16 protein-coding genes are annotated in these 19,161 nt (G+C 61.1%); 5 read left to right on the forward strand and 11 right to left on the reverse strand.

Going from position 1 to position 19,161, the window contains the following annotated elements; translation table 11 throughout:
* Positions 1-9: 9 nt before the first annotated feature.
* Both mfd and B2J69_RS18225 read right to left on the reverse strand, forming a co-directional pair.
* Positions 10-3,453, reverse strand: a complete 3,444-nt coding sequence (gene mfd, locus B2J69_RS18220) for a transcription-repair coupling factor (protein ID WP_081141047.1) — start codon at positions 3,451-3,453, stop codon at positions 10-12.
* 102 nt (positions 3,454-3,555) lie between these two features.
* Positions 3,556-3,765, reverse strand: a complete 210-nt coding sequence (locus B2J69_RS18225) for a hypothetical protein (RefSeq protein ID WP_081141048.1) — start codon at positions 3,763-3,765, stop codon at positions 3,556-3,558.
* 221 nt (positions 3,766-3,986) lie between these two features.
* Here B2J69_RS18225 and lolC point away from each other — a divergent pair, with 221 nt between their 5' ends.
* From lolC to cobB, 4 genes are all read left to right on the forward strand, one after another.
* Positions 3,987-5,186: a lipoprotein-releasing ABC transporter permease subunit LolC gene (gene lolC / locus B2J69_RS18230; RefSeq protein ID WP_081141049.1), complete on the forward strand. Its 1,200-nt coding sequence runs from the start codon at positions 3,987-3,989 to the stop codon at positions 5,184-5,186.
* Positions 5,179-5,883, forward strand: coding sequence for a lipoprotein-releasing ABC transporter ATP-binding protein LolD (gene lolD / locus B2J69_RS18235; protein ID WP_081141050.1), 705 nt, complete (start codon positions 5,179-5,181; stop codon positions 5,881-5,883). The genes lolC and lolD overlap by 8 nt, the downstream gene beginning before the upstream one ends.
* Positions 5,883-7,127 carry a lipoprotein-releasing ABC transporter permease subunit LolE gene (gene lolE / locus B2J69_RS18240; RefSeq protein WP_081141051.1) on the forward strand — a complete coding sequence of 415 codons (1,245 nt, stop codon included), beginning with the start codon at positions 5,883-5,885 and terminating at the stop codon, positions 7,125-7,127. Before lolD ends, lolE begins: the two co-directional genes overlap by 1 nt.
* 84 nt (positions 7,128-7,211) lie before the next feature.
* Positions 7,212-8,045: a Sir2 family NAD+-dependent deacetylase gene (gene cobB / locus B2J69_RS18245; protein WP_081141052.1), complete on the forward strand. Its 834-nt coding sequence runs from the start codon at positions 7,212-7,214 to the stop codon at positions 8,043-8,045.
* 197 nt (positions 8,046-8,242) lie between these two features.
* On the opposite strand, the gene potD is transcribed toward cobB, so the two are convergent.
* From potD to potA, 4 genes are read right to left on the reverse strand one after another with little or no spacing between them, the layout of a single operon-like run.
* Positions 8,243-9,286 carry a spermidine/putrescine ABC transporter substrate-binding protein PotD gene (gene potD, locus B2J69_RS18250; protein WP_081141053.1) on the reverse strand — a complete coding sequence of 348 codons (1,044 nt, stop codon included), beginning with the start codon at positions 9,284-9,286 and terminating at the stop codon, positions 8,243-8,245.
* Positions 9,287-9,296: 10 nt separating this feature from the next.
* Positions 9,297-10,070, reverse strand: coding sequence for a spermidine/putrescine ABC transporter permease PotC (gene potC, locus B2J69_RS18255; protein WP_081141054.1), 774 nt, complete (start codon positions 10,068-10,070; stop codon positions 9,297-9,299).
* A complete protein-coding gene (gene potB / locus B2J69_RS18260; RefSeq protein ID WP_081141055.1) occupies positions 10,067-10,927 on the reverse strand; it encodes a spermidine/putrescine ABC transporter permease PotB in 861 nt (286 codons plus the stop codon). Before potB ends, potC begins: the two co-directional genes overlap by 4 nt.
* Entirely contained in the window at positions 10,911-12,026 is a 1,116-nt protein-coding gene (gene potA, locus B2J69_RS18265) for a spermidine/putrescine ABC transporter ATP-binding protein PotA (RefSeq protein WP_081141056.1), read from the reverse strand. Before potA ends, potB begins: the two co-directional genes overlap by 17 nt.
* A gap of 293 nt (positions 12,027-12,319) precedes the next feature.
* Here potA and pepT point away from each other — a divergent pair, with 293 nt between their 5' ends.
* On the forward strand, positions 12,320-13,549 hold the full coding sequence (pepT, locus tag B2J69_RS18270) for a peptidase T (protein ID WP_081141057.1): 1,230 nt from the start codon (positions 12,320-12,322) through the stop codon (positions 13,547-13,549).
* 120 nt (positions 13,550-13,669) lie between these two features.
* On the opposite strand, the gene B2J69_RS18275 is transcribed toward pepT, so the two are convergent.
* The 5 genes from B2J69_RS18275 to hflD all read right to left on the reverse strand — a co-directional run bounded on the left by B2J69_RS18275 (position 13,670) and on the right by hflD (position 19,141).
* Positions 13,670-14,797, reverse strand: a complete 1,128-nt coding sequence (locus tag B2J69_RS18275; protein ID WP_081141058.1) for a ribosomal protein uL16 3-hydroxylase — start codon at positions 14,795-14,797, stop codon at positions 13,670-13,672.
* A 56-nt stretch (positions 14,798-14,853) separates the two neighbouring features.
* Positions 14,854-16,314: a two-component system sensor histidine kinase PhoQ gene (gene phoQ / locus B2J69_RS18280; RefSeq protein ID WP_081141059.1), complete on the reverse strand. Its 1,461-nt coding sequence runs from the start codon at positions 16,312-16,314 to the stop codon at positions 14,854-14,856.
* Complete coding sequence (gene phoP, locus B2J69_RS18285; RefSeq protein ID WP_033747880.1) at positions 16,314-16,982, reverse strand: two-component system response regulator PhoP; 669 nt, start codon at positions 16,980-16,982, stop codon at positions 16,314-16,316. The genes phoQ and phoP overlap by 1 nt, the downstream gene beginning before the upstream one ends.
* Before the next feature lie 104 nt (positions 16,983-17,086).
* Positions 17,087-18,457 (reverse strand): adenylosuccinate lyase, encoded by a 1,371-nt coding sequence (gene purB / locus B2J69_RS18290; protein ID WP_081141060.1) that lies wholly within the window; start codon positions 18,455-18,457, stop codon positions 17,087-17,089.
* Positions 18,458-18,499: 42 nt separating this feature from the next.
* Positions 18,500-19,141: a high frequency lysogenization protein HflD gene (hflD, locus tag B2J69_RS18295; RefSeq protein ID WP_081141061.1), complete on the reverse strand. Its 642-nt coding sequence runs from the start codon at positions 19,139-19,141 to the stop codon at positions 18,500-18,502.
* Positions 19,142-19,161 lie beyond the last annotated feature (20 nt).

Consider the following 19,161-nt stretch of genomic DNA (forward strand, 5'->3'; position numbering starts at 1 on the left):
ACCACCACACTAAATGCGGTTTTCGCGCAGCTGCGCCATAAAGCTCTGCACCCACTCCATTCGCAGCTTGCGCTCCGCCAGATCGCGCGTAAAGCGCAAACGGGTCGGGCCGTCGAGCTTCCACTGCTGCGGATCCTTCTGCAGCAGGCTAATCAGCCAGCTGGGATCGACGCTGTTCTGCGGCGCGAAATCAAAGAAGCCACCTTTATCGCTGACCTCGATCTTACGGATGCCGAGACTGCGCGCCACCAGCCGCAGGGTGGCGATATCCAGTAGATTGCGCGCCGCGTCTGGCAAGACGCCGAAGCGGTCGATCATCTCCACCTTCAGCTCCTGTAGCTCCTCCTCGCTGTCGGCGCTGGCGATGCGCTTATAGAGCGACAGGCGCGTATTGACGTCAGGGATAAACTCCTCCGGCAGCAGCGCGGGCATACGCAGCTCGATCTCGGTCTGATTGCTGGTGAGATCTTCCAGCGACGGCTCGCGGCCCGCCTTCAGCGCATCCACCGCGTTTTCCAGCAGCTCCATATAGAGCGAGAAGCCCAGCGTCTCCATCTGGCCGCTCTGCTCCTCGCCGAGCAGCTCGCCCGCGCCGCGTATCTCCAGATCGTGCGTCGCCAGCGCGAAGCCTGCGCCAAGATCTTCCAGCGAGGCGATCGCCTCCAGACGCTTCTGCGCGTCGCTGGTCATCGCCTTGGGATGCGGCGTCAGCAGCCAGGCGTAGGCCTGATGATGCGAACGCCCGACGCGACCGCGCAGCTGGTGCAGCTGCGCCAGACCGAAGTGGTCGGCGCGCTCGATGATAATGGTATTCGCAGTCGGGATGTCGATGCCGGTCTCGATGATGGTGGTGCAGACCAGCACGTTGAAACGCTGGTGGTGGAAGTCGTTCATCACCCGCTCGAGATCGCGCTCGCGCATCTGGCCGTGGCCGATGGCGATGCGCGCTTCCGGCACCAGCTCTTCCAGCCGCTGCGCCGCTTTCTCGATATTCTCGACGTCGTTATAGAGGTAGTAGACCTGGCCGCCGCGCAGCACTTCGCGCAGGATCGCCTCGCGCACCACCAGACTGTCGTACTCGCGCACAAAGGTCTTTACCGCCAGACGACGCGCGGGCGGCGTGGCGATAATCGACAGGTCGCGCATGCCGCTCATCGCCATATTCAGGGTGCGCGGGATCGGCGTGGCGGTCAGCGTCAGGATATCAACGTCGGCGCGCATCGCCTTGATGCGCTCTTTATGGCGCACGCCGAAGCGGTGCTCTTCATCGACGATCAGCAGCCCTAAATCGTGCCACTTCAGATCGCTCATCAGCAGCTTGTGGGTGCCGATCAGGATATCGATCTTGCCCTCGCTCGCCGCCTGCAGCACCTGCGTCTGCTCTTTGGCGCTGCGGAAGCGAGACAGCATCTCGATACGCACCGGCCAGTTGGCGAAGCGATCGCGGAAGTTGTCGTAGTGCTGCTGCGCCAGCAGCGTGGTCGGCACCAGCACCGCTACTTGCTTGTGGTTCTCTACCGCGAGGAACGCCGCGCGCATCGCCACTTCGGTTTTGCCGAAGCCGACGTCGCCGCACACCAGACGATCCATCGCCAGCGGCTGGCACATGTCGCTCAGCACCGCGTTGATCGCCTGCGCCTGATCCGGCGTGGTTTCGAACGGGAAGCTCTCGCAGAACAGCTGATACTGTTCGCGGTCATGCTTAAAGGCATAGCCCGCTTTGGCCGCGCGCTGAGCGTAGATATCCAGCAGCTCGGCGGCGACGTCGCGCACTTTTTCCGCCGCTTTCTGACGCGCGCGCGTCCAGGCGTCGCTGCCCAGCTTGTGCAGCGGCGCGTTTTCATCCGCGCCGCCGGCGTAGCGGCTAATCAGGTGCAGCGACGACACCGGCACGTAGAGTTTGGCGTCGTTGGCGTAGGAGAGCATCAGATACTCCGCCATGATGCCGCCCGCTTCCAGCGTGGTCAGGCCGATATAGCGGCCGACGCCGTGTTCCAGATGCACCACCGGCTGACCGGGCGTCAGCTCTGCCAGGTTGCGGATCAGAATGTCGGGGTTGATGGTGCGGCGCGTATCCTGGCGGCGACGGCTGACGCGTTCGCCCAGCAGATCGCTTTCGCAAATCAGCGCGCGGTCGCGCAGCGTATCGACAAAGCCGCGCTCGCTGGCGCCAATCATCAGCGTAAAGCGTTCACTCTCCGCTTCATCGAAGCGGCGCACCGTCTGCGGACGCAGCTTGATGCGCGCCAGCAGCTCCTGCAGGCTCTCGCGCCGGCCTTCGCTCTCTACCGAGAAGGTGACCTGGCCGCTGAAGCCGTCGAGGAACTGGCGCAGCGGATCGAGCGGCGCTTTGGCCTGCCCCTGCACGGCGATATCCGGCAGCGGCTGATAGCCAAGATTGGTGTTGGCCGCTTTTTCCGGCAGCGCCTCGTTGCTCATCTGCACGCGCGGCCACTGGTTCAGCTCGCTCAGCAGCGCGTCGGGGCGCAGCCACAGCGTGGTCGGCGTCAGCAGCGGACGCATCGGGTCGACGCGGCGGTTCTCATAGCGCGCCTCCACGTCCTGCCAGAAACGCTCTGCGCCGCCGCTGAGATCGCCGCAGTTCACAATCAGGGTATTGTCGGGCAGGTAGCTGAACAGCGTCGGCAGATCCTGCTCGAAAAAGAGCGGCTGCCAGTATTCGATCCCGGCGGGCAGCGTGCCTTTGCTCACCTGCTGATAGATATGCTCCGGCTCGCGGCGCACGTCGAACAGCTCGCGCCAGCGGGTGCGGAACAGCTCGATTGCCGCTTTGTCGGTAGGGAACTCATGGGCCGGCAGCAGATTGATGGCCGGCACCGCTTCCAGCGTGCGCTGGCTGTCAACGTCGAACAGCCGCAGGCTGTCGATTTCGTCGTCGAAAAAGTCGATGCGGTAGGGCTGCTCGCTGCCCATCGGAAAGAGATCGAGCAGCGCGCCGCGCGTGGCGTATTCGCCATGCTCCATCACCTGGTCGACGTGGCGATAGCCCGCCTGTTCCAGCTGATCGCGCAGGCGATCGCGCGACAGCTTCTGTCCCTGCTTCATCACCAGCGCGTGGCCGTGCAGATAGGGATGCGGACAGACGCGCTGCATCAGGGTGTTGACCGGCATAATCAGCATGCCGCGCGTCATGGTCGGCAGCTGGTACAGCGTCGACAGACGCGCCGAAATAATGTCCTGATGGGGCGAGAAGCTGTCGTAGGGCAGCGTTTCCCAGTCGGCGAGATGGCTGACGGGCAGATCGGTAAACTGACGGATTTCATCCAGCAAACGCAGCGCGGTTTGCATATCAGGGGTCACCATCAGCACCGGACCGGCGTGGCGCTCGGTGATGCTGGCGCATTCCACCGCGTGCGCGGCGCCGATCAGCTGGCCGAGCTGGCGACGATCGCCGGGTTTTACGGGCAGGGCATAGCGGGTCTGTTCGGACATGGGATCTTGTGCTTCTCTCCATTTTTTCCAGGGCGTCATGATTCCACATTACGCCCTGGCGATCACCTGCTGCGACGGTTTTTCCTTTGCGCGGTGGCCGGGTTATTTAGCGGATGGTTGGGTATAATGCATGCGCGGACGATCGACATTCGCCCAGCTCAACTCTGTTTCCAGATGGTAGCTGTGGTTGCCGTCGTCCCACTTGACGTAGTAACCGGTGGGCGCGTCTCCCTGTTCAAAAACGTTAACAACTTCGCCTTTAATCTCTCCCGATTTGTGCTTCACAATACTGCCTTTGGGATATCTGAACATGGTGTTTACTCCAGCGCCTGAGGAGCGGGATATCGGCTCCAGTTAATAGTGTAGCCTACCCGGTCGGCTGGCGACTAAGCGTACAGAGCAGTCCGTTAGCACGCTTTTTAACAAAAATCGGCCATACTTTGCCGCGTACTCAGAGGGTTAGAGGTTTCATAAACAGGACGCCTCCTTTATCATCACTGCTCTACTTTCAGGCTACTGCCAAGACGGAATACATGTATCAACCTGTCGCGCTATTTATCGGCCTGCGCTATATGCGCGGGCGAGCATCGGATCGCTTTGGTCGCTTCGTTTCCTGGCTCTCCACTATCGGCATCACGCTTGGCGTGCTGGCCCTGGTCACCGTTCTCTCGGTGATGAACGGCTTTGAGCGCGAGCTGGAGGGCAACATTCTTGGGCTGATGCCGCAGGCGCTGGTCACCAGTGAGAAGGGCAGCATTAACCCGCAGCAGCAGCCCGCCGACAGCCTTAAGCTGGCGGGCGTCAGCCGCATGGCGCCACTTACCACCGCCGACGTGGTGCTGCAAAGCGCGCACAACGTCTCGGTTGGCGTCATGCTTGGCATTCAGCCCGATGAGAAGGATCCCCTCACGCCTTATCTGGTCAACACGCCGCAAAGCGTGCTGCAGTCGGGCCAGTACAATGTCATCCTCGGCGAACAGCTGGCGACGCAGCTTGGCGTCAAGCGCGGCGACGAGCTGCGCCTGATGGTGCCGTCGGTCAGCCAGTTTACTCCGATGGGGCGCGTGCCGAGCCAGCGGCTCTTTACCGTGGCAGGCACCTATGCCGCCAACAGCGAGGTGGATCGCTATCAGATCCTGGTTAATCAGCAGGACGCCTCGCGCCTGATGCGGTATCCGGCGGGCAACGTGACCGGCTGGCGCCTGTGGCTGGATAAGCCGCTGGCGGTGGATGCACTCAGCCAGCAGTCGCTGCCGGACGGGCTGGTGTGGAAAGACTGGCGCGAGCGCAAAGGCGATCTTTTCCAGGCGGTGCGCATGGAGAAAAATATGATGGGGCTGCTGCTCAGCCTGATCGTCGCCGTCGCCGCCTTTAATATCATTACCTCGCTCGGCCTGCTGATTATGGAGAAGCAGGGCGAAGTGGCGATCCTGCAAACCCAGGGGCTGACGCGCCGTCAGATTGTCGCGGTCTTTATGGTGCAGGGCGCCAGCGCCGGCATTATCGGCGCGCTGCTCGGCACGCTGCTCGGCGTGCTGCTCGCCAGCCAGCTCAATAATCTGATGCCGGTGATCGGCCTGTTTTTAGACGGCGCGGCGCTGCCGGTCGACATCAATGTCTGGCAGGTGGTGACCATCGCCGTGACGGCGATGGTGGTCGCGCTGCTGTCGACGCTCTATCCCTCCTGGCGCGCCGCCGCCGTTCAACCCGCTGAGGCTTTACGTTATGAGTAACACCCCTTTGTTGCAGTGCCGCGCGCTGTGCAAACGCTATCAGGAAGGCAGCGTGCAGACGGACGTGCTGCGCGACGTCACCTTTAGCCTGCAGCCCGGCGAGCTGATGGCGATTGTCGGCAGCTCCGGCTCCGGCAAAAGTACGCTGTTGCATCTGCTGGGCGGTCTGGACGCGCCGACCTCCGGCGATGTGGTGTTTGACGGTCAGTCGCTGAACGCCATGTCGTCGTCAGCCAAAGCGGCGCTGCGCAACCGCGAGCTGGGCTTTATCTACCAGTTCCACCATCTGCTGCCTGACTTTAACGCGCTGGAAAACGTGGCGATGCCGCTGCTGATCGGCAAGGTTGGCAAGGCGGAAGCGCAGCAGCGCGCGCGCGAAATGCTGGCAGCGGTCGGGCTGGAGAAGCGCGCGCATCATCGTCCTTCGGAGCTGTCGGGCGGCGAGCGTCAGCGCGTCTCTATCGCGCGCGCGCTGGTGAACCGTCCGCGTCTGGTGATGGCGGATGAGCCGACCGGCAACCTCGACGCGCGCAACGCCGATGCCATTTTCGAACTGCTGGGCGAGCTGAACGTCCGTCAGGGCACCGCCTTTCTGGTGGTGACGCACGATCTGCATCTGGCGAAGCGGCTGTCGCGTCAGATGGAGATGCGCGACGGGCAGTTAAGCGAGCAGGTGACCTTAGCAGGAGCGCTGTAATGGGTTCGTCGTTATCCCTGTTGTTAGGGCTGCGTTTCAGCCGCGGCCGTCGCGGCGGTGGCATGGTGTCGCTGATTTCCATTATCTCCACGCTCGGCATCGCGCTGGGCGTGGCGGTGCTGATTATCGGCCTGAGCGCCATGAACGGCTTCGAGCGCGAGCTGAATAACCGCATTCTGGCGGTGGTGCCGCACGGCGAAATCGAGGCGGTGAATCAGCCGTTCCGCAACTGGCAGTCGCTAATTGCGCCGGTTGAGCAGGTGCCCGGCATCGCCGCCGCCGCGCCCTACGTTAATTTTACCGGGTTGATCGAGAGCGGTGCGAAGCTGCAGGCGCTGCAGGTGAAGGGCGTCGACCCGGCGCAGGAGCCGCGCCTGAGCGCGCTGCCGCAGTTCGTTGAGGGCGACGGCTGGAAAACCTTCGCCGCCGGCAAGCAGCAGATTATTTTAGGCGGCGGCATTGCCCGCACGCTGAACGTGAAGCAGGGCAGCTGGATTACCATCCTGATCCCCAACAACGACGGCGGCACGAAGCTGCTGCAGCCGAAGCGCATTCGCCTGCAGGTGAGCGGCATTTTGCAGCTGAGCGGCATGCTGGACCACAGTCTGGCGCTGGTGCCGCTGGCGGACGCGCAAAACTACCTCGATATGGGTGACAGTGTCACGGGCATTGCTCTGAAGATGAAGGATCCCTTTCAGGCGGTGAAGCTGGTGCGCGACGCGGGCGAGGCGACGCACGGCTACGTCTATATTCGCAGCTGGATTGGCACCTTCGGCTATATGTATCGCGATATTCAGATGATCCGCGCCATTATGTATCTGGCGATGGTGCTGGTAATTGGCGTAGCCTGTTTCAATATCGTTTCGACGCTGGTGATGGCGGTGAAGGATAAGAGCAGCGACATCGCGGTGCTGCGCACGCTTGGCGCGAAAGACGGGCTGATCCGCGCGATTTTTATCTGGTACGGCCTGCTGGCGGGGCTATTAGGCAGCGTCAGCGGCGTGGTGATTGGCGTGCTGGTGGCGCTCAATCTCACCACGCTGGTGCGCGGGCTGGAATCGCTGACCGGGCATCATTTGCTGGCGGGCGATATCTATTTTATCGATTTTCTGCCCTCGGAGCTGCACTGGCTGGATGTCGGCTCTGTTTTGCTGACCGCCATCGTGCTGAGCCTGCTGGCAAGCTGGTATCCGGCGCGTCGCGCCAGTCGCATCGATCCGGCGCGCGTGCTGAGCGGGCAGTAACCGGGCGGCATCGCGCTGTCATACGCGGCCGCTACACTTGAGATTTTCAGGCGGCGACCCGAACGTCGCCCACAAGGAGTTTTTATGCGTACACCGCGTCGACGCTTGCGACTCGCCCGCTATAAGAAGACCCGCCGCAAGGTGCATCAGCGCTTTCGCCAGCGTATTTTTGAGCGCGATCGTCAGGTTGAGCTGGCGGCCCATCCGCAGCCGTTTGTGGTGGTGCTGACCGGCGCGGGCATTTCAGCCGAGTCAGGCATTCAGACCTTCCGCGCCGCTGACGGGCTGTGGGAGGAGCACCGCGTGGAGGATGTGGCGACGCCGGAGGGCTATCGTCGCGATCCCGAGCTGGTGCAGCGTTTTTACAACGCGCGCCGCCGGACGCTGCAGTCGGGCGATATTCAGCCTAATGCCGCGCACAAGGCGCTGGCGGAGCTGGAGCAGGTGCTGGGCGACAACTTTTTGCTGGTAACGCAGAATATCGACAATCTGCACGAGCGCGCGGGCAACAGCCGCGTGCTGCATATGCACGGCGAGCTGCTGAAGGCGCGCTGCACCAGCAGCGGACAGGTGATTGCGTGGCACGAGGATCTCACCACCGAGGATCGCTGCACCTGCTGTCAGTTTCCTGCGCCGCTGCGCCCGCATGTGGTGTGGTTTGGGGAGATGCCCATCGGCATGGAGGAGATTTATCATGCGCTGGAGCAGGCGGATCTGTTTATCGCCATCGGCACTTCAGGGCATGTTTATCCGGCGGCCGGTTTTGTGCATGAGGCGAAGCTGCAGGGCGCGCATACCGTGGAGCTGAATCTGGAGCCGAGCCAGGTGGGCAACGAGTTTGCCGAACGTCACTACGGGCTGGCGAGCGAGGAAGTGCCGCAGTTTGTGGATGGATTTTTACGCAGTTTGTATAAGTAAGCGCGATTAAAAGTTGCGGTGGAACAGGTGCTCACCGCAGGTGGCAGGGACCGATCGCAAAGACGCAAAAGGCGGCATCCCTGCCAGCTCGGCCCGCGACATCCTTGTCGCGGGACGCTTTGCTCCTCGGTCCCTGTCACCCGCTGTTAAACTCTGGCGTGGCTGTTAGACGACAAGTCCTGCTCCCAGCCTTTTTGTTACCGACCCGCCTTAAGCTTCTGGAACAGCGTCTCATACTGCACGCTGGCGTCGCCGACGTCGTTCTGCCATTCGCCGTTCTTAATCACCTCCGCTGACGGATAGAGCGACGGATCGTTCGCCACCGCCTTCGGCAGCAGTGCTTTGGCGGCGAGGTTTGGCGTTGGGTAGCCGATGGTTTCCGCCACTTTCGCCGCCACGTCGGGACGCAGCAGGAAGTTGATCAGCTTCAGCGCGCCCGCCTTGTTTTTGGCGTTGGCCGGGATCGCCAGGTTATCCATCCAGAAAATCCCGCCCTCTTTCGGCCATACCACCTCCAGCGGCGTGCCCGCCTGACGCGCCACATAGGCGGAACCGTTCCAGATCATGCCGAGATTCACTTCCCCTTCCATATAGGGGTTGCCGGGGTTGTCGGAGTTAAAGGCGAGCACGTTCGGCATCAGCTTCTTCAGCTCTTCATAGGCGGCGTTGATCTCTTTGGGATCGCGGGTATTGCCAGAGAGGCCCAGCTTGCGCAGCGCCATCTGGAACACCTCGCGCGCGTCGTCGGTCAGCAGCAGGCTCTGCTTGTACTCCGGCTTCCACAGATCCGCCCAGCTCTGCACCGACTTCGCGTCCACCGCATCGGTATTGACGCCGATCGCCGTCGCGCCCCAGATATAGGGGATCGAATAGTCGTTGTTGGGATCGAACGGCTTGTTGAGCAGATTGGGATCGAGGTTTTTGAAGTTGCTCAGCTGCGCCTTGTCGATCTTCTGCAGCATGCCCTCATTGCGCATCTTCGCCACGAAGTAGGTCGAGGGCACTACCAGATCGTAGGCGCCATCTTTCCAGGTCTTCAGCTTGGCGTACATGCTCTCGTTGGACTCGTAGGTAGAGTAGATCACCTTAATGCCGGTCTCTTTGGTGAACTGCTCCAGCAGCCCCGGCGGCACATATTCGGTCCAGTTGTAGAAGTAGAGCGTGCTGCTGTCATCAGCCTGCGCGCCCTGCATGCCCAGCGCCAGCGCCCCAGCCGCCAGCCAGTGAGACCATTTTTTCATCATCAATCCTCTATTTGGTTTTATCACGGAGCAACAGCTGGCTGACGCCGACCAACAGCAGCGACAGCAGCAGCAAAATGGTCGCCAGCGCATTCACCTCCGGCGAGACGCCGACCTTCACCATCGAATAGATCTTCAGCGGCAGGATCTCAAAGGTCGGCCCGGTCACAAAGGAGGAGACCACCACGTCGTCCATCGACAGGGTAAAGCTCAGCAACCAGCCCGCCGCCACCGCCGGCATCGCCAGCGGCAGAATGATTTTACGCAGAATGGTGGTTTCGCTGGCGCCCAGATCCTTCGCCGCCTCCAGCATACGCACGTCGAAGCCCTTCAGCCGCGAATAGACGGTGATCACCACAAACGGCAGGCAGAAGGTGATATGGGAAAAGAGCAGCGACCAGAAGCCGAGCGAAATGCCCAGCAGCATAAACAGCACCAGCAGGGAGATCGCCATCACGATATCCGGCGACATCATCACCACGAACAGCATGCCGCTAACGAAGGGCTTACCGCGAAAGCGGTAGCGGTAGAGCGCCACGGCGGTGAGCGAGCCGATCAGCGTGGCGCAGCTGGCGGAGAGCACGCCCATCAGCAGCGAGTGCTGCGCCGCCTGGATCAGGCTGTCGTTATTCATCAGCAGGCTGTACCACTGGGTGCTGAAACCCTGCCAGTTGATGCCGAAGCGCGAGGCGTTGAATGAGTTAACGATCAGGATCGCGATAGGGATATAAAACCAGGCGTAAATCACGGCCATAAAGCCGCCGCGTAGCAGGCGCGCAATCATTCCAGCTCCACCTTTTTATTCAGCAGGCGCGCGGCGCGCCAGTAAAACAGCAGCATCAGGCCCATCAGCAGCGTCATCACGATGCTGGTCGCCGCGCCGAACGGCCAGTCGCGGATATTGAGGAACTGACTCTTGATAACGTTGCCGATCAGCAGGTTCTTCGCACCACCCATCAGATCCGCCACGTAGAACAGCCCCATCGCCGGGATCAGCACCAGCAAACAGCCCGCGACGATGCCCGGCATGGTCAGCGGCAGAATGATGCGGAAAAAGGTCTGCGTTTTGCTGGCGCCGAGGTCGCGCGCCGCTTCGAGACAGGCGCGATCCAGCTTCTCCAGGCTGGAGTAGAGGGGCAGCACCATAAAGGGCAGCAGAATGTAGATCAGGCCGAGGATCACCGCCTGCGACGTATACATAATGCGGAAGGGCGTCTCAATCACTCCCAGCCACAGCAGAAAATCATTCAGCCAGCCGCGCGTGCTGAGAAAGATTTTCAGCCCGTAGATGCGGATCAGCGAGTTGGTCCAGAAGGGAACGATCAGCAGAAACAACAGCAGCGGGCGCAGCCGCGCCGGCAGCTTCGTCAGGCACCAGGCGAAGGGATAGCCCAGCAGCAGACAGCAGAGCGTGGCGATCGCTGCCATATTGAGCGAGTGCAGCAGCACCTCGCCGTAGAGCGGATCGAGCAGCCGCGTATAGTTGCTGAGGGTGAACGCCATCCGCACGAAGTGCGCGTCGTCGCGCGTCAGAAAGCTGGTGACGAAGATCATCAGGTTCGGCAGCAGCACGAACAGCGCCAGCCAGCCGACGATCAGCGCCGTGACGCTTTTCTGGAAACGGTTACGCATCAGCTTCATAGGGCAGCACCACCTCCCAGCTGGGAACCCAGTTCACCACCATTTTTTGATTAAGGGAGTGATCGAAGTCGGGATCGTCCTCGTTAAAGAATTCGCTGACCGTCACCAGCTTGCCGTTCTCCAGCTCGACGGTGGACTCCAGCGTCATCCCTTTGTAGTTGCGCTCGCGCACGTAGCCGATCAGGCCTTCAATCGGCTGGTCACTGTGCACCTCGTCGACGCGCAGATCTTCCGGGCGCAGCAGCACGTGCAGGCGATCGCCGACGCTGACCGGGAAGGCGCAGTGAATGTCGCATTCGCGGCCCTCGACGCGGGCGCGCACGCGCGGCGCGGCGCTGGCATCGAGCACGTCGGCGTCAAAGACGTTGATCTCGCCGATAAAGCGCGCCACGAACAGGTTCTTCGGCTCTTCGTAGATTTCGCGCGGCGTGCCGTCCTGCTCGATCTTGCCGTCGCGCATCACCACAATGCGGTCCGACATGGTCAGCGCCTCTTCCTGATCGTGCGTGACGAAGACAAAGGTGATGCCGAGCTTGCGCTGCAGCGCCTTCAGCTCGTTCTGCATCTGCTTGCGCAGCTTGTAGTCCAGCGCGGAGAGCGACTCGTCGAGCAGCAGCACTTTGGGTCGGTTCACCACCGCGCGCGCGATGGCGACGCGCTGCTGCTGACCGCCGGAGAGCTGATGCGGGCGGCGGTCGGCGAAGCTCTCCAGCTGCACCATCGCCAGCGCCTCGCTGACGCGCGCGGCGATTTCGGCGTTCGGGGTTTTCTGCATGCGCAGGCCGAAGGCGACGTTTTCAAACACCGACATATGCGGGAAAAGCGCGTAGCTCTGAAATACCGTGTTGACGTGGCGATGTTCGGCGGGCGTGTCGGTGATGTCGTGGTCATCCAGCTTCACGCGGCCGCTGTCGACCTCTTCCAGCCCGGCGATCAGGCGCAGAATGGTGGTTTTGCCGCAGCCCGACGGGCCGAGCAGGGTAATAAATTCCCCGTGATCGATAGTCAGGTTGAAGTCGCTGATGATGGACTTGCCGTCGAAAGCTTTACTGATGCCAGAAAGCGTAACCAGCGCCTGCTGCGCGCGTGTTTGCGTCATTTTAGTCACTCAGTCGGTAATGAGGTCGAACAAATTACAGCATAGCCGTTTGCGTCGGCCAGCCAGCGAGAGGGCGCGATGATACCTGAAAAATAGGGCAATGCCATGTTTTGGCGGTGAAAAGAGGCAATCAGACGCGGATGCCCGATCCTGACCACAGATGTTAACAACTATGTTAAAAGTTCCTTCTGCAAACGCGCAGCGCAGGTTAACCTGTCAGATAATGATATGACGCAACACGCGTCGGACGCGGCTGTTGATAATGATAGTCGGCTTCTTTTGAAGGATGGCATATGGATCAGTTACTTGAACGGTTTCTAAGTTACGTGGCGGTAGAGACGCAGGCAAAACCGCAGGCGCGTCAGGTGCCGAGCAGCGAAGGGCAGTGGACGCTGGCGCGCAAGCTGCAGGAAGAGTTGATTGCGCTCGGTTTTGTCGACGTGTCGCTCAGCGATCACTGCTGCGTGATGGGCACGCTGCCCGCCAACGTTGACTGGCCGACGCCGGTGATCGGCTTTATCTCGCATATGGACACCTCGCCCGATTTTACGGCGAAAAACGTCAATCCGCAGATCATTGAGAACTATCGCGGCGGCGACATCGCGCTCGGCACCGGCGAAGAGGTGTTGTCGCCGGTGATGTTCCCGATCCTGCATAAGCTGATCGGCCATACCTTGATCACCACCGACGGCAAAACGCTGCTCGGCGCCGACGATAAAGCGGGCATTGCCGAGATCATGACGGCGATGGCGCGTCTGGCGGAAGGGGATATTCCCCACGGCGCGATCCGCGTCGCCTTTACTCCAGACGAAGAGATCGGCCGCGGCACCTCCCATTTCGACGTTGAGGGCTTCGCCGCCGACTGGGCCTACACTATCGACGGCAGCGATCTGGGCGAGTTTGAGTATGAGAACTTCAACGCGGCGTCAGCGGTGGTGAAGGTGGTCGGCAATAACGTGCACCCAGGCTCGGCGAAAGGGGTAATGGTGAACGCGCTGGATGTGGCGACGGCGTTTCATGCCGAGGTGCCATCGCAAGAGCGTCCGCAGTTTACCGACGGCTATGAAGGTTTTTACCATCTGCATCAGATGAAGGGCACGGTTGAGCACGCCGAGCTGCAGTACATTATCCGCGACTTCGACACCGAGGCGTTCGAGCAGCGCAAGCAGGTGCTGACGGCGATTGCCGAACGCCTTAACGCCGGGCTGCATAAAGACTGTTCCGTGACAGTGGAGATCAGCAACAGCTATCGCAATATGCGCGAGAAGGTCGAGCCGCATCCGCATATCATTGAGCTGGCGCTGCAGGCGATGCGCGACTGCGGCATCGAGCCGAAGGTGAAGCCGATTCGCGGCGGCACCGACGGTTCGGCGCTGTCGTGGAAAGGATTGCCGTGCCCGAATATCTTTACCGGCGGCTATAACTACCACGGCAAGCACGAGTTCGCCTCGCTTAATATTATGGCGCAGTCGGTGGAGGTGATCGTACGGCTGGCGGCGCTGGCGGCGGAGAAAAAGGGGTAAAGCAGGCGTCGAACCCAGAATTTACAGACGATGCCATAAGGTAGAAAGCAGGTGGTGCCACCTGCGCTGGCACCCGGTTACAGACTTTAACGCTCCCGCCAGGGAGCGTTTTGCTCTCGGTTACTCGGCGTCGCCAAAGTACCAGTATCCGGCGTTTACCAGCGCGGCGAGCTGCGCCAGCAGCGACGGGTCGTCCAGCGCCTCGCCGAAATCTTCCAGGCTCAGCGTATGGCGGTGCGCCAGCGCCGTCAGCACCTCCGGCTGTGAACACTCGACGCGCTCGCCGTTAACGAACACCGCCTCGCCAATGGTCAGCACGCGCAGGCCGCCAAGGCGCGACAGCGTGTCGCCCTGCTGCAGCGCATCGTAAATCTCATCCGGCTGATAGGGCGGCTCCGGCGGGGCGACGTCCAGCTCGTGGCGCGACTGAGAGATAAATTCCCCGAACCAGTTGGCGAAATGCTCCGGCTGGTCAATCACGTCGAGCATCACCTTGCGAATGCCCTCGATCTCCTGTGGCAGGATCTGCGACGGACAGTCGCGCGCCGGCACCTCGGGATCGCTGTAGCGGTAGCTGCCCAGCTCGCGCGCCAGCACGTAGTCAGCGAAGCCGCTGATCAGCTCGCGGCCGCTCGGCGCGCGGAAGCCAACAGAGTAGTTGATGGCGTTCTCGAGCGAATAGCCCTCGTGCGGGAATCCCGGCGGAATATAGAGAATGTCGCCTGGCTCCATCTCTTCATCGATGATGGCGTCGAACGGCTCGACCTGCAGCAGATCGGGGTGCGGGCAGTGCTGCTTCATCGGCACTTTCTCGCCGACGCGCCAGCGGCGACGGCCGGTGCCCTGAATGATAAACACGTCATACTGATCGAAGTGCGGGCCAACGCCGCCGCCCGGCACGGCGAACGAGATCATCAGATCGTCGATGCGCCAGTCCGGTAAAAAGCGGAACGGACGCATCAGCGCCGCAGAAGGCTCATGCCAGTGGTTCACCGCCTGCACCAGCAGCGACCAGTTGTTCTCGCCGAGATGATCGTAGCTCTCGAAAGGCCCGTGGCTCACCTGCCATTTACCGTCGTTATGGCTCACCAGGCGGCTGTCCACCTCGTTTTCCATCGCCAGGCCGGCCAGCTCGTCAGGAGAGATAGGATCGATAAAGTTTTTGAAGCCGCGCTTGAGCAGCACCGGGCGTTTTTGCCAGTAGCGCTGAATAAAGTCGGGCCAGTTGAGGTCGAGCTGATAATCCATGAGTCATTCCACACAGGGCTGTAAATGCAGGCAAGTATAACAGCCCGCACGCCTTTCTACTCGCGGCGATGTTCAACTTCCTGACGGCGGAAGATGACCTCCATACGCGCGCCGCCCAGCGGGCTGGATGTGGCAATCACCTGGCCCTCATACTGCTCCAGAATATCTACCACCACCGCCAGCCCCAGCCCCTGGCCAGGGCGCAGGGTGTCGGCGCGCTGGCCGCGCACGAAAACCAGATCGCGTTTGCTTTCCGGGATGCCGGGGCCGTCGTCGTCGATAAACAGGTGCAGCGCATCCTCGGTCTGGCGCGCGCTCACCTCGATAAACTCCAGGCAGTATTTGCAGGCGTTATCCAGCACGTTGCCCAGCACCTCCATAAAGTCGTTTTTATCGCCGATAAAGGTCACCTCCGGCGAGACATCGAGGGTGATCTCCACGCCTTTGTGCTGATAAACCTTGTTAAGCGCCGAGCAGAGGCTGTCGAGCAGCGGCGAGACCGGATGCAGGTCGCGCAGCAGCGGGTTGTGATCCGCCTGCATGCTGGCGCGGTGCAGATAGTAGCCGATCTGCTGCGAAATACGGCTGATCTGCTCCAGCATCACCGGCTCGGCCTGTTCGATGGTGAGATCCTTGCCGTTGCGCAGCGAGCGCAGCGTGCTTTGCAGCACCGCCAGCGGCGTCTTCAGGCTGTGCGTCAGGTCGGAAAGGGTGGTGCGGTAGCGCGTATAGCGCTGGCGCTCGTTGCTTAACAGCAGATTGAGGTTGCGCACCAGGCTGCGCAGCTCCTGCGGCGGCGAATCGTCGAGGTTCTCACGCTGGCTGGTCTCCAGCTCGCGTATCTGCGTCGCCAGGTGACCAATCGGACGCAGGCTCCAGTGCGCCGCCAGCCACAGCAGCGGGATCACCAGAATCAGGTTGGCGGCCAGCACATAGCTGAACCAGGACCAGACCACGTCCGAATGCTGCAGCTCCTGCGGAATAGAGTCCACCACCACAATGGTCAGCGCCGGCAGATTGGTGGTGGCGTCGTAGCGGTTGACGGCGACGGAGTGGGTAAAGGTGTCGTTGCTGTCGTTATCGATCGCGTGCAGCCGCCTTTGCGCCGACAGATCGTTGCCGATCGCCGCGGCGCTGGTGCGATTGCTGGTGTCGATTTCATAAAAGTCGGGCTTCAGCAGCCACTCGTGCCTGATTTTCGCGCGGATTTCCGGCACGTCGCGCTGCTGCCACAGCAGCTTGCCCTGTTCGTCATAGATAAACACCAGCGTGGGGAAGTTAAGCGTCATACGCTCCGGCTGCGCGATGGTGAGCCGATTATTTTGCCACTGCGCCAGCGTAAAGAAGAGATTGCTTTCGCCGCGCATCACGCGGTAGGTGTTTTTATCGAAGCTGACCACGTAGCCGATAACGGCCACCATGCCGTAGGAGAGCGAGAGAAACAGCACAATGGCCGAGCACGCCAGCAAAAAGCGGGCGCGCAGCGACAGGGGACGGTAGCGTTGAAACCAGCGCATCAGAGATCGAAGCGGTATCCCTGACCGCGTACGGTAGTGATCACCTCATCTGCATGCAGCGCCTGGATCTTTTTACGCAGTCGTCCCATCAGTACGTCGATGGTATGGCTTTCGCGCAGTTCGGCGTCGGGATAGAGCTGCAGCATCAGGGAGTCTTTGCTCACCACTTTACCGGCGTTGCGGATCAGCGTTTCGACAATGGTGTACTCAAAGGCGGTCAGCTTGACCGGCTGGTCATGGATAGTCAGCTCGCGGCGCGAGAGATCGACCTGAAACGGCGCCATGTCGATAATTTGCGAGGCGTGTCCGCTGTTGCGACGCATCAGCGCCTGCAGGCGTGCGGCCACTTCTTCAATATGAAAGGGTTTGGTGACGTAGTCGTCGGCGCCCGCTTCCAGCGCTTCAACTTTGGCCTGCCAGCCTTCGCGCGCGGTCAGCACCAGAATCGGCTGACGCACCGACTGGCCGCGCCAGCGGCGGATCAGCGACATGCCATCTTCATCCGGCAGGCCGAGATCGACCAGCGCAATATCGGGCAGATGCTCCTGCAAAAAGTAGTCGGCTTCCTTTGCGTCCTCTGCGGCATCGACCTGATGACCCATCTCGCGCAGCTGAACCGCAAGATGATGGCGCAGCAGAGCATTATCTTCCACAACCAAAACACGCATGGCTTGTCCTTACTCTCAGAGCATTGAAGTAAAGATAAAGTATACGCAAAAACATTTAAACAACAGCTTAACGCAGGCGAGGCGCGCCCCGCCTGCGCTTGCGCTTATTTCAGATCGTCGACCATCTGGATGGCGCGGCCGAGATAGTTCGCCGGCGTCATCTGCTTCAGGCGCGCTTTTTCCTCTTCCGGCAGCGCCAGGCTGTCGATAAAGGTCTGCATACCCGCGGCGTCGACGCGTTTGCCGCGCGTCAGCTCTTTCAGCTTCTCATACGGCTTTTCAATGCCGTAACGGCGCATCACGGTCTGAATCGGCTCGGCCAGCACTTCCCAGTTGTGATCCAGCTCGTCCAGCAGACGATCGCGGTTCACTTCCAGCTTGGAAATGCCTTTCAGCGTCGCCTGATAGGCGATAAGCGCGTAGCCGACGCCGACGCCGAGGTTGCGCAGCACCGTGGAGTCGGTGAGATCGCGCTGCCAGCGCGACACCGGCAGCTTGCTCGCCAGATGCTGCATCACCGCATTCGCCAGACCCAGGTTGCCTTCGGAGTTTTCGAAGTCGATCGGGTTAACCTTGTGCGGCATGGTGGACGAGCCAATTTCACCGGCGATGGTTTTCTGTTTGAAGTGGTTGAGCGCGACGTAGCCCCAGATATCGCGATCGAAGTCGATCAGGATGGTGTTGAAGCGCGCCATGCAGTCAAACAGCTCGGCAATATAGTCATGCGGCTCGATCTGCGTGGTGTAGGGGTTCCAGGTCACGCCCAGCGAGGTGACGAACTGCTCGCTCAGCTGGTGCCAGTCCACTTCCGGATAGGCGGCGATGTGGGCGTTGTAGTTGCCCACCGCGCCGTTGATCTTGCCGAGGATCTCAATCTTACTCAGCTGGCGCTGCTGACGCTCCATGCGGTAGGCGACGTTCGCCATCTCTTTGCCCATGGTGGACGGCGTGGCCGGCTGACCGTGGGTGCGCGACAGCAGCGGGATATCGCGGTATTCATGCGCCAGGCGCTTCACCGCGTCGATGATCTGCTGCCAGTAGGGCAGGATCACATCGCGGCGCGCGCTTTCCAGCATCAGCGCGTGCGACAGGTTGTTGATATCTTCAGAGGTGCAGGCGAAGTGGATGAATTCCGACACCGCGTGCAGCGCCGGGACGCTTTCCACTTTCTCTTTCAGGAAATATTCGACCGCTTTCACGTCGTGGTTGGTGGTGCGCTCGATGGTTTTGATACGCGCCGCGTCCGCTTCGGTGAAATTAGCGACGATTGCGTCAAGGAAAGCGTTTGCGTCGGCGTCAAATGCAGGAACTTCCTTGATCTCTGCGGTGGCCGCCAGTTTTTGTAACCAGCGTACTTCAACCTCGACGCGGAACTTCAGCAAACCAAATTCGCTGAAAATCGCGCGCAGCGGGCTGACTTTATCGCCGTAACGACCATCGACAGGTGAGACGGCGGTCAGAGAGGATAATTCCATCAGTGCAACTCCTGAATCGTTTAACAGTATAGGCTCAACGGCTTAATAAGCCGGAGAGAGCCGGGATAAAATGGTTTTCGCTTCGCGCAGCAGGCGCTGGCGCGACAGCATCAGCTGAAAACGGCCGCCGCCGACCTGCTGCCACAGCACGGCGGCACGGATGCCCGCCAGCAGCGTGGCGCGCACCCGGCTCTGCAGCAGCGGATTTTGCAGCACGGTGGGCGAGCCGGTCACCTGAATGCGCGGACCGAGCGGGCTGATGACGTCAACGTAGATGCCGGCCATGGCGCTGGTAATGGTTTCCGAGCCGAGTTCATAGTGCGCCAGCTGGCGATCGAGCTGGCCGATGCGCTGCGCCAGCGTGGCCAGCGCGCTTTTATTGCCGCTCAGCTTGCGCTCCAGCACCATCATGCTCAGCGTATAGCGCGTCAGCTCCGCGCCCGCGCCCTGACGGCTGCTGCTGTTGAGCACCGCCATCAGCGTCTCCAGGCCGAGGCGCAGGTTGGCTTCATCGTTGCCGAACACCGCCAGCGTCGAGCCGGGGTTGAGATCGATCACGCTGCGCAGCGAGACGTTGAGCGCTTCCGGCTGGCACTGGCCCTGATGCGCCAGCTGCTGGACCAGATGCGCCGCCTGGCAAATGCCCGCCAGCGCCAGCGTGATGTCGTAATAATTTTTAGCCACGGTTACTCCTGTCTACGCGT

Origin of the sequence: Pantoea latae, from assembly GCF_002077695.1 — a bacterium.
GTDB lineage: Bacteria > Pseudomonadota > Gammaproteobacteria > Enterobacterales > Enterobacteriaceae > Pantoea > Pantoea latae.